This is a genomic window from Bacteroidales bacterium (assembly GCA_012517825.1).
GTDB lineage: Bacteria > Bacteroidota > Bacteroidia > Bacteroidales > JAAYUG01 > JAAYUG01.
Genome location: JAAYUG010000206.1, coordinates 21,828 through 31,464, shown reverse-complemented (window position 1 = coordinate 31,464; position 9,637 = coordinate 21,828). Strand labels below are relative to the sequence as shown.

Below are 9,637 nucleotides of genomic sequence, written 5' to 3'. Positions count from 1 at the left end.
CGCTTCACACTCTGCGCTAAATAAACAATGCTCTGCACTTTAAACCCAATACCCCTCTTTACGCTCTACGCTTTACGCTCTACGCTAATTAAAAAATGCCCTGCACTCCAAGCTCAACTTTACGCTTTACGCTCTACGCTGGAACTTTAGAGCCTCATTAGTGGGAAATCGAAAATCACTGAAAATTTCCTATTTCCAATTTCCTCTACGAGATCACGCTATGAGAGCTAAAACACATTAATAGGAAATGGGAAATCGGAAATCCTTGGAACTCTGGAACCCTGGAACTTTGGAACCCGTTCCTTAATCCCCTACGGGGAAAAATTGGATTTTGATCGTCACATCTATTGTTCTTCATCCCCTAACGGGGAAATGGAAAGATCTTTTGCCATTCGCTTCACACTCTGCGCTAAATAAACAATGCTCTGCACTTTAAACCCAATACCCCTCTTTACGCTCTACGCTTTACGCTCTACGCTAATTAAAAAATGCCCTGCACTCCAAGCTCAACTTTACGCTTTACGCTCTGCGCTGGAACTTTAGAGCCTCATTGGTGGGAAATCGAAAATCACTGAAAATTTCCTATTTCCTATACGAGATCACGCTATGAGAGCTAAAACACATTAATAGGAAATGGGAAATCGGAAATCGGAAATCCTTGGAACTCTGGAACATTGGAACCCTGGAACATTGGAACCCTGGAACCCTCCAATATTGACCATAATCACATGACGGGGGATTGGAATTCAATCAGTTACCTCCATAAAGCTTTTCTGATCGGTTAGTTTCCCTCTTTCATCATACATCATCCAGATTCCGGCTTTGGCACCGTCAATATATTGCATCTCGTAACGCAAAACGCCTTTCTCATCCCAGATGTACCACTTACCGTTTTTTATGTCATTGCAATAATTTGCTTCTCCGGTTTTTATACCTTCCACGCTGTACTGGATCCATGTGCCATGCATCTTCCCGGCACGATATGAGCGGACTTCCTTCAGATTCCCGTTTTCATAATACATAAGGGTTATGCCATCCTTCAGTCCATCCTTGATTTCTACAACATTTTTCTTCTTCCCGTCGGCATAACGCTCTGTATATACCCCCGTATATTTTTTCCCTGATGAATCATAATATATGCCATCAGGTGTTTCAATTATCTGGCCTGATACTTCCACGCCCAACCACAAGGTCAGCAAGAGAACAACGATCTTTTTCATTTCCAAATGTTTATTAATGCAATGGTACTTTTATGCCTCCAAAAAAAGCTATTTAATGCTACATTTTGGTTACCCTAAAATTAATGAATTATTAAAACATGCTCTTTTCTTTTAATGATTAATTAATACTGATTTCTTAATTTCGTGGTATAAATCAAGGAATATGAATATACAAGAACCCAGAATATTACTGGTTGATGATGAAAAAGACATCATTGAATTTCTCACTTACAACCTGAAAAAAGAAGGCTTTCTTGTCCAATCAGCTGTCAATGGGAAAGAAGCCATTTCTAAAGCGGTTGCTTTTAAACCGCATCTCATCCTTCTCGATGTGATGATGCCGGGTATGGATGGGATTGAAGCCTGCGACGAGTTACGCAAAATTCCCGAACTCGAGAAAACGCTTATCGCCTTCCTTACTGCCAGAGGGGAAGATTATTCGCAAATTGCCGGATTTGAAGCCGGAGCCGACGACTACATTACCAAGCCAGTAAAACCAAAAGTTCTGCTGAGCCGCATTAAGGCTCTTCTCAAACGCTATGGCCAATCTTCTGGTGAAGATTTCCAGACATCCGATGAACAGATTATAACGCATAATGATATAACGATTGATAAAAATAAATATGTCGTTATTCAGAACGGCAGGCAGATGGAACTTCCGAGAAAGGAATTCGAACTGCTGAGCTTACTGGTTTCGAAACCCGACAGAGTGTTTACTCGGGATGAAATTTTCCACCAGATTTGGGGTGACGATGTGATTGTCGGCGACCGCACGATTGATGTGCATATCAGAAAACTCCGAGAAAAAATAGGAGAGGACCGGATCAAAACCATCAAAGGCGTGGGGTATAAATTTGAAGGCTAACGGCCTTTTTTGTTGTTAAATGCTCCAGGTAAAATCCCGAAGTTTAGTTTTGAATCATCATCGAAAATATTTTTTATCCGAAGCAAGGTCAGCGAAAGGGAAAAGGATCATGTTTAATTTTTTCATAACTTTTACTTAATAAATATTTTATACATGCGGTTTACTTTTGGTTGACTTACATCAATCAAGAATGACCGCCTATAAAATTCTCGTCGTTGATGACGAACAGGATGTTTTGACCTTTCTGGAATATAATCTCCGAAAAGAAGGTTTTTCCGTTTATACAGCCTCTTCGGGCCAGCAAGCCATTGAGCTTGCCGCTGAAGTCCTTCCGCATCTCATTCTTCTCGATATCATGATGCCGGGCATTGATGGCATTGAAACCTGCGAAATCATCCGTGCCAATGATAAATTGTCGAACGTTATTATCTGCTTTTTGAGTGCCCGTTCAGAAGATTATACCCAGATTGCCGCCTATGAGGCAGGAGCGGATGGCTATCTTATCAAACCGGTCCGTCCCAAACTTCTTGTCAGCTATATAAAAGCCCTGTTGAAACGCACGGGAGAACCCAAGAACCGCACCGAAACACCGGAAGAAAAAATTATCCATGCAGGGCCGCTGACTATTGACCGGGAACGCTATCTTGTCATCATGGATGGTAACGAAATCAGCCTGCCGAGAAAAGAATTCAACCTTCTCTGCCTCCTGGTTTCCAAACCTTTCAAAGTGTTTACCCGAACCGATATCTATGATTATTTGTGGGGTCAGGACATACAAACCAGTGACAGGACAATTGATGTATATATACGCAAATTGCGTGAAAAATTCGGTGACCGGCTGATCAAAACAATTAAAGGAGTAGGCTACAAATTCGATCCGGGAAGATAATCAGAACCGAACCCTGGTAGTTTCATTTATCCAGCATCCCACCTGGTAGGTTTGCCCTTCCGTGTACCCGTTGAAAAATGCCACTTCTTTATTGGGGAAATATTTCGAGTAATCGCTGATAAGCTGCCTTGCCTGTTCCGAAACATCGGGATCAACCTGCATGGCCTGAACAAATTTATCGACAGCCGCCCAGAAAACAGCTTTCTGTTCAAATTCGCTACTGCCACATGTTTTTGAACTTCCTGCATAGAGATTCCCTATCAGAATAAATGGCTCACCCCAGCGGGGCATCAGCTCTGCCGCCCTGAGGGCATGATCCCTGGCAGATTTGAACTGATTCAACCGGCTTCCTTCGATAAGTGCCATCTGATAATAGTACCGCGCTTTCAGGACATCGCTTTTTTCAGCCTCAATGGCTTTCTGATAAGCTGAAACGGCATCTTCAAACTTTTCTTTCCCGGTATAATACCTGGCCAGCTGATAGGCCGATGCCGAACCTGTGTCAACTTCAGCATGTTTCCTGAGAAACCGCTCATAAACAGGCGACTGTGTACAACGATTCTTCTCCAGTACCGTTATAGCTGTGCGAAGAAAATCAGGTTTGTTTTCATCTTTTCCTGCTTTTTGCGTATAGTAGGCACTCAGCGACTCACAGGAAACCTGGGGCCCGGTCTGAAATATCTGAACAACGCTCTCCTGCAGATTCAGTGTCTTCTCATCATTCGGATTGGAATTCAGGCGCTTGTTGATGAATTCGGTAATGGTTTCAAAATTGCTCATGTAGGTTTCTTCCGTTATCTTTCCCTCTTTGAGCATCTGGGCAGAAACCTGAGCATAGGCTAATAAAACAGGATCTTCAACCTGCTCCTTAAGCAAAGCAAAACTGCGTGATAACAATCGATAAGCTGTATCAATCCGATTGGAATACTTCAGAACATCCAGAGCCTCTCTGCCACGAACCATACCTTCTTCACCGTACAACTGGATGCGCCGCTCATAAATCAGCATCAGACTGTCCAGCTTTCTGCTTCTTTCGGTTTCATCCGCCGCCTTCTCAATAAGATATTTATATATCCGTACGCCATAAATATAAATATTCTTACTGGCCTGAGGACAATTGTCAAATACATACTTCCAGCTGTCAACAGCATAATCAATTACATTGATCTTGACAAACTGATCAACATTCGAAAGGTTGGATGCACATCGCATCCGGGAAACACTGTCACTGCCGTATCTCGGATTCAACCAGGGCTGCTGCGAAAACACTTCCTGTATCGACAGAACGAACAAAAAAACAAGGAAAAACTTGCGCACGTGCATGTTAGAAAATTTTGAATTGCAGCAAAGATAATGAATTGGTTTTATTCAACCGGTTTATTCATTGTTTATCTGCCAACTGACGGACAAATGCCATTAGCCGGCTGATTGGTTCAATGGATTTTATTGCGGCTTCAAAAAAAGCTGTACAATATCCCATCACCAAATATCCCGCTCTGCGAATGGAAGATTATTTGCCCAACACAAAAATTAATAAAGTAAACGCAAATTAGATGTCCTGAAAATCAATTGATATCATTTTTTTTTATAACTTGTGCTCCATTAAAAATTTGTCCAGAAATTTATCCTAAAAATTCTGCCCCATGAAAACACTCCGGATAATTCTGGTTTTACTGGTTCTTCTGATCCTGATTCCGTTTGCTGGCCATATCTTATGGCGCATTGAGCCGCAAAGGCAACTGGGTGTCATTCTGGTTGACAAATCGGTCACAGATATTTGCCGTAGCAGTCACTTACCTTTCCTATGGACACTCAATCATTTCCGCTTTACAAAATCTGACGGAAAACCGTACGACCTGGCAACCGACTATTATGGTTTTCTGCCTCTGGCTCCTGAAAACAGCCGTAATTTCGAAGTAAAACGAATACGGCTTGAAGACATCGAAGAATTAAGCGATAAGAATGATGTGCTTTTCTACGCCGATACAAAAGGAATAACCTATGGAGAATGGTTCATGGGAGCCTCCGGCGAAAAGAAAGGCTCAACTATTAAGATTATCGGAGGTCTGAACCAGAATGATTATTTCCTTCTTAAAAGCATGTACGATAAAAATAAAACCGTCATTGCCGAACACCAGTTCTTTTCATCCGCTTCCGATCCTCTGGTTCTCAATAAAACAGCTGAAATGTTCAAAATCGATTATTCATACTGGAACGGCAAATTTTTTCCAAAACTCGACACAGCGAAAAATCCCGATCTGCTTCCGGAACTTGTTGCCAGCTATACAAAATTGTATGGAAAACCATGGCATTTTAAAGGACCTGGAATAGTTTTCATACGGGGTAGCAGAATCTTAGTACTGGATCAGAATGACCTTCTGAGCCCTATCCCCTTGATCGTAACTCCAAAAAGCAAAGCTGCTGAATACTACCTCCCCGACACCATCCAGTATCCTGGCTGGTTTGAAATCTCCGGTTCGGGTCCAGCCAATGAAATCTTTGCAGAATTCTACATCCCGGTTAACGATTCCGGAAGGGCCCGTATGGAAAGGGAAATGATACCGGTTCGTTTTCCTGCTATTATTCATTCCCGTCAAAAACAGTCACTCTGGTATTTTACCGGCGACTTTTCAAATTGCCGGATTCCTTACTGGACCAGAAAGATTAAAAACTGGGAAAAAATTTCAGTGCTGCATTCGTCTTCACCGCAAAAAACCACTAATTTTGTATGGCGTTATTACATACCACTGATGAGTAAAATATTGGACGATACATACAAAAGATTGCACTAATCTCTGGTGATTTTATGAACTACAACCTTTCCTATCTGAGAGAAATATCAGGCGGCGATGAATTGTTTGTAAAAAACATCGTTACTGAATTCGTCACAAATGCACCCCGCTTTCTGGATCAGATAAATATGGCCACTGCCAAGGCTGACTGGCCTCTGGTGCGCTCACTCGTGCACCAGTTCGCTCCCCAACTTGATTTTATTGGCATGAACGAAACCCGTTTCCTCGCAGATCAACTGGAAGACCTTTCCAAAAATACCCCCGACCAGGATCTGGCTTCCGAACTTGCCGCCCGTATTTTTGCCGATTGTAAACTGGTTATTGAGAACCTAAAATCTGATTTTCAGATTTAAATTGTATATTTGTTGTACTGTAATTTTGAGGGGCAATGAAAATTCTTGTTTGTGAAGACGATGCAATGACTCTGATGGCACTCAATCACCGTTTGCTTCAGGAAGGATATGAGGTGGTGGCTGTTCACGACGGAGCGGAAGCAAAACAAAAACTTGCTGAATCACAGTTTGATCTTCTGCTTACCGACCTTCATATGCCGCTCATCGATGGACTTGAACTCATCCGTCACGTTCGAAATGACCTGAAACTGACTATTCCTATAGTAATGCTTACCCGGATCGGGGCAGAAGATATCGTAATGAAAGCATTTGAACTTGGGGCTGATGATTATGTTACCAAACCATTCAGCCCCAATGAACTTTCCATCAGGATCAAACGCCTGCTTAAATAAGTATATTAATCTTCATCATGCGAATGCGCACCATGGCTATGTACATGACCATGCTCCAGTTCTTCCTGTGTCGCATCCCTGATACCAACTACCTTTCCTGTAAAAAATAAATCATCGCCGGCCAGCGGATGATTGAAATCCATTTTGACAGAGGTTTCGTTAACATCCAGAACAATTCCGTTCAGCCGGTTCCCGTCCTGGTCGCGCATGGGTATGGTCTGTCCTATCTTTACGAGCTCATAGTCCACTGCTCCGTCAACCATGAACACCTGCAAGGGAATGTCTATGATGGCTGCATCTTCACGGGGTCCGTATGCATCGTCGGCAGGTATGGAAAAAGAAAACGACTCATCCAGCTTCTTTCCCATCAGATTGGCTTCAAAATCAGGAAGCAAACTGCCTATGCCGGCAATATATACCAGCGGATTGTCTTCCTTTACGATTTCAATGATTTCTCCGTCGGCAGAATTCTTTCTGAGTTCATAGGTAACGGATACAACTTTGTTATTGGCTACTACCATTCGAATAAAATTTTAAGGTAAATAAAGTTGTAAAGATACACCAATCGGGAAAACTTTCCAAGAAAATTGCCCCGATGAAGTATTGAAAGAAATTGTACCAGGGAAAATCTGAGCCTAGAAGTAGAATCCGACTCGAATGGTCGGATTGTCATACGGCAATTTCGGGCTCTGATTCAGATTCCATAAAACCATAATATTGAATGAGGCATTCCTGCCAAGGGGTTGCCGGTATCCTCCTCCTACGTAAACATTATGAAACCACTCTCTCTGTTTATCTCCGGTATTGATCAGGGTTGTCTTATAATTGTCATCCATGTTCAGCGCTTCATACTCTGTGTAGCCGATTATGCCTCCGTTACCCGGCAGACCAATCAGCTCTTTCAGGTTTTTTATCGCCAGCCACGATCCGAAAATCCGGCCTCCGTAAATATGCGATTCATAGGTATTGAATCCGGTAAACCGTTCCTTGTAATAGGCATAGGTAATACCCGTTCCGGCCGACAACCGGGTTGTAATGTGATATCCTACCAGGGGAGAAATTTCTATATTGGTGATCGTCCCTATCATCAATGCAAAATTCCCTCCGAAAAAGAATTTCCGGTTCGATTCTTCCTTTTCCTGCCTTTCCTTGTCGTGGTCGCGTTTCCGCTCCTGTCCATACCCCACGGAGGGGGAAAATATCCATGCTAAAAGCACGAAAAGAAGAATTCCGGCATATTTCTTATTTTTGGACATAGTTCGGGTATTTTTTTATCTATATGCAAAAGTTATGCCGGAAAAATACATTATCGTAACGGGCGCCGGTAAAGGGATTGGTTTTTCCCTCACCAAAAAATTTCTGGAAGACTCATCCTGTATGGTTTTTGCTATTTCCCGAAATGGAAAGCAACTGTTCGCCCTTTCTGACGTTTTTTCAAATCTCGTAACCATAGAATACGATCTCCTGGCCTGCCTGTCAGATCCGGAGGAACTTGTAAACCAAATCAAGAAAAAGACCGACCGGATAGATGCTATTGTCAATAATGCAGGACTTCTGGTGAAGAAACCCTTTTCCGAAATGTCTGCCGAAGAAGCCGGAAAAATGTTCGAAACCAATGTCCTTGTGCCTGGCATGCTGATCAGAAGTTTGCTGCCTTTCCTCAAAAAATCGCGGCATCCTCATATCGTCAATATCGGCAGTATGGGTGGTGTGCAGGGAAGTGTGAAATTTCCCGGCCTTCATTATTACAGCGCTTCCAAAGGAGCATTGGCCATACTGACAGAATGCCTTGCCGAAGAATTAAAACCTGATAAAATTTCGGTAAATTGCCTGGCACTTGGTTCCGTTCAGACAGAAATGCTGGCAGAAGCATTTCCTGATTATAAGGCTCCGCTCACTCCCGGAGAAATGGCCTCCTTCATAGCTGAATTTGCCCTGAATGGCCACCGTTTTTTTAACGGAAAAATCATTCCGGTGTCCTGTTCAGTCCCTTAACCCTCCTTGAACGGGTCGGTATTAATCATATTGGATTCATTGTATTCCATGCACTCAAGTTCTCCGCGCAGAACCCGGAGTCCGTTCATGGCCAGAGCATGCATTTCGTCTTCTCCCGGATAAATAACTACAGGCGCAATGAATGAAACCATCTTCTTTACGTACTCAACAAGAGCTGTATTATGGGCCAGTCCTCCGGTAAGAATGATGGCATCAACCTCGCCATGCAATACCGCAGCCATCGCCCCGATGTACTTGCCAATCTGGTATGCCATGGCATCCTGGATTTTCTTTGCCTTAACATCACCGTCAGCAGCCAGTAATTCAATCTCGTAGGCGTTGTTGGTGCCAAACCATGCCATGAGTCCTCCCTGCCCTGTGATCATTTCCCTAATCTCGTCGTAGCTGTATTTTCCGCTGAAGCAGAGCTTGGCCAGCTGGCCGGCCGGAAGGGTGCCTGACCGCTCAGGCGACATGGGACCTTCCCCGTCCAGCGCCTGGTTCACATCAATCACCCGACCCTGCTTATGCGCCCCTATCGAAATTCCTCCTCCCAGATGGGCAATGATCAGATTCATTTCTTCGTACTGATGATTGACCAGCCGCGCATACGCCCTTCCGACCGCTTTGTGATTCAAAGCATGGAAAATGGACTGACGATTGAAAAGAGGATGACCGCTGATTCTGGCTACATCCTCCATCTCATCCACAACTACGGGATCAGCAATATAGGCTTTGGCATTCGGAAGCGATCTGGCTATGTCATCAGCAATCAATCCGCCCAGGTTGCTGGCATGCTCTCCCATTACTCCTTTGCGCAGGTCTTCCTTCAGCCGTTCGTTGACAGCATATACCCCGGAACGGATGGGATGCAGCAGCCCCCCTCTTCCAACTACAGCTTCAATCATCGAAAGATCAATCTCGGCATGATGAAGCTCCCTCAGAATCGCTTCCTTCCTGTATTCGTACTGCTCGCTGATGTGCTTGAATTTCCGTAATTCTTCCGGGGGATGCCTGATGTTTTTGAGGAAAATGACCCTGTTGTTCAGATACACGGCAATTTTGGTCGATGTCGAGCCAGGATTGATGGCCAGAATCTTCTTGTCAGGCATGGTAGTTCAGTTTTATGGT

The 9,637-nt window shown here is 43.7% G+C and carries 11 protein-coding genes; 6 read left to right on the top strand and 5 right to left on the bottom strand.

Annotated features, from left to right (window positions below; all coding sequences use genetic code 11):
- Window positions 1-746: 746 nt before the first annotated feature.
- Window positions 747-1,220 carry a toxin-antitoxin system YwqK family antitoxin gene (locus GX419_13765; GenBank protein NLI25764.1) on the bottom strand — a complete coding sequence of 158 codons (474 nt, stop codon included), beginning with the start codon at window positions 1,218-1,220 and terminating at the stop codon, window positions 747-749.
- A 163-nt stretch (window positions 1,221-1,383) separates the two neighbouring features.
- On the opposite strand from GX419_13765, the gene GX419_13760 reads away from it, so the two are divergent.
- Together GX419_13760 and GX419_13755 are read left to right on the top strand one after the other, a co-directional pair.
- Window positions 1,384-2,085, top strand: coding sequence for a response regulator transcription factor (locus GX419_13760; GenBank protein ID NLI25763.1), 702 nt, complete (start codon window positions 1,384-1,386; stop codon window positions 2,083-2,085).
- Between the two features lie 190 nt (window positions 2,086-2,275).
- Window positions 2,276-2,974 carry a response regulator transcription factor gene (locus GX419_13755; protein ID NLI25762.1) on the top strand — a complete coding sequence of 233 codons (699 nt, stop codon included), beginning with the start codon at window positions 2,276-2,278 and terminating at the stop codon, window positions 2,972-2,974.
- Here the strand turns inward: GX419_13755 and GX419_13750 are convergent, their stop codons facing one another.
- Entirely contained in the window at window positions 2,975-4,297 is a 1,323-nt protein-coding gene (locus GX419_13750; GenBank protein NLI25761.1) for a hypothetical protein, read from the bottom strand.
- Between the two features lie 320 nt (window positions 4,298-4,617).
- Between GX419_13750 and GX419_13745 the strand changes: the two genes are divergently transcribed.
- From GX419_13745 to GX419_13735, 3 genes are read left to right on the top strand one after another with little or no spacing between them, the layout of a single operon-like run.
- Window positions 4,618-5,766, top strand: a complete 1,149-nt coding sequence (locus GX419_13745; GenBank protein NLI25760.1) for a hypothetical protein — start codon at window positions 4,618-4,620, stop codon at window positions 5,764-5,766.
- A 14-nt stretch (window positions 5,767-5,780) separates the two neighbouring features.
- Window positions 5,781-6,119, top strand: a complete 339-nt coding sequence (locus GX419_13740) for an Hpt domain-containing protein (protein ID NLI25759.1) — start codon at window positions 5,781-5,783, stop codon at window positions 6,117-6,119.
- A gap of 35 nt (window positions 6,120-6,154) precedes the next feature.
- The gene (locus GX419_13735) at window positions 6,155-6,511 is read left to right on the top strand and encodes a response regulator transcription factor (GenBank protein ID NLI25758.1); all 357 of its coding nucleotides are present in this window, start codon (window positions 6,155-6,157) and stop codon (window positions 6,509-6,511) included.
- A 5-nt stretch (window positions 6,512-6,516) separates the two neighbouring features.
- Here the strand turns inward: GX419_13735 and GX419_13730 are convergent, their stop codons facing one another.
- Both GX419_13730 and GX419_13725 read right to left on the bottom strand, forming a co-directional pair.
- Window positions 6,517-7,032, bottom strand: coding sequence for a peptidylprolyl isomerase (locus GX419_13730; protein ID NLI25757.1), 516 nt, complete (start codon window positions 7,030-7,032; stop codon window positions 6,517-6,519).
- Between the two features lie 114 nt (window positions 7,033-7,146).
- Window positions 7,147-7,767, bottom strand: a complete 621-nt coding sequence (locus GX419_13725) for a hypothetical protein (GenBank protein ID NLI25756.1) — start codon at window positions 7,765-7,767, stop codon at window positions 7,147-7,149.
- 34 nt (window positions 7,768-7,801) lie between these two features.
- Between GX419_13725 and GX419_13720 the strand changes: the two genes are divergently transcribed.
- Complete coding sequence (locus GX419_13720) at window positions 7,802-8,506, top strand: SDR family oxidoreductase (protein NLI25755.1); 705 nt, start codon at window positions 7,802-7,804, stop codon at window positions 8,504-8,506.
- Here the strand turns inward: GX419_13720 and buk are convergent.
- Window positions 8,503-9,618 carry a butyrate kinase gene (gene buk / locus GX419_13715; GenBank protein NLI25754.1) on the bottom strand — a complete coding sequence of 372 codons (1,116 nt, stop codon included), beginning with the start codon at window positions 9,616-9,618 and terminating at the stop codon, window positions 8,503-8,505. The two genes, GX419_13720 and buk, sit on opposite strands and share 4 nt — an antisense overlap.
- Between the last annotated feature and the right edge of the window lie 19 nt (window positions 9,619-9,637).

Bases quoted from the DNA above. Each gene is read 5' to 3' on its own strand.
- GX419_13765 (NLI25764.1), bottom strand. From the start codon at position 1,220: ATGAAAAAGATCGTTGTTCTCTTGCTGACCTTGTGGTTGGGCGTGGAA.
- GX419_13760 (NLI25763.1), top strand. From the start codon at position 1,384: ATGAATATACAAGAACCCAGAATATTACTGGTTGATGATGAAAAAGAC.
- GX419_13755 (NLI25762.1), top strand. From the start codon at position 2,276: ATGACCGCCTATAAAATTCTCGTCGTTGATGACGAACAGGATGTTTTG.
- GX419_13750 (NLI25761.1), bottom strand. From the start codon at position 4,297: ATGCACGTGCGCAAGTTTTTCCTTGTTTTTTTGTTCGTTCTGTCGATA.
- GX419_13745 (NLI25760.1), top strand. From the start codon at position 4,618: ATGAAAACACTCCGGATAATTCTGGTTTTACTGGTTCTTCTGATCCTG.
- GX419_13740 (NLI25759.1), top strand. From the start codon at position 5,781: ATGAACTACAACCTTTCCTATCTGAGAGAAATATCAGGCGGCGATGAA.
- GX419_13735 (NLI25758.1), top strand. From the start codon at position 6,155: ATGAAAATTCTTGTTTGTGAAGACGATGCAATGACTCTGATGGCACTC.
- GX419_13730 (NLI25757.1), bottom strand. From the start codon at position 7,032: ATGGTAGTAGCCAATAACAAAGTTGTATCCGTTACCTATGAACTCAGA.
- GX419_13725 (NLI25756.1), bottom strand. From the start codon at position 7,767: ATGTCCAAAAATAAGAAATATGCCGGAATTCTTCTTTTCGTGCTTTTA.
- GX419_13720 (NLI25755.1), top strand. From the start codon at position 7,802: ATGCCGGAAAAATACATTATCGTAACGGGCGCCGGTAAAGGGATTGGT.
- buk (NLI25754.1), bottom strand. From the start codon at position 9,618: ATGCCTGACAAGAAGATTCTGGCCATCAATCCTGGCTCGACATCGACC.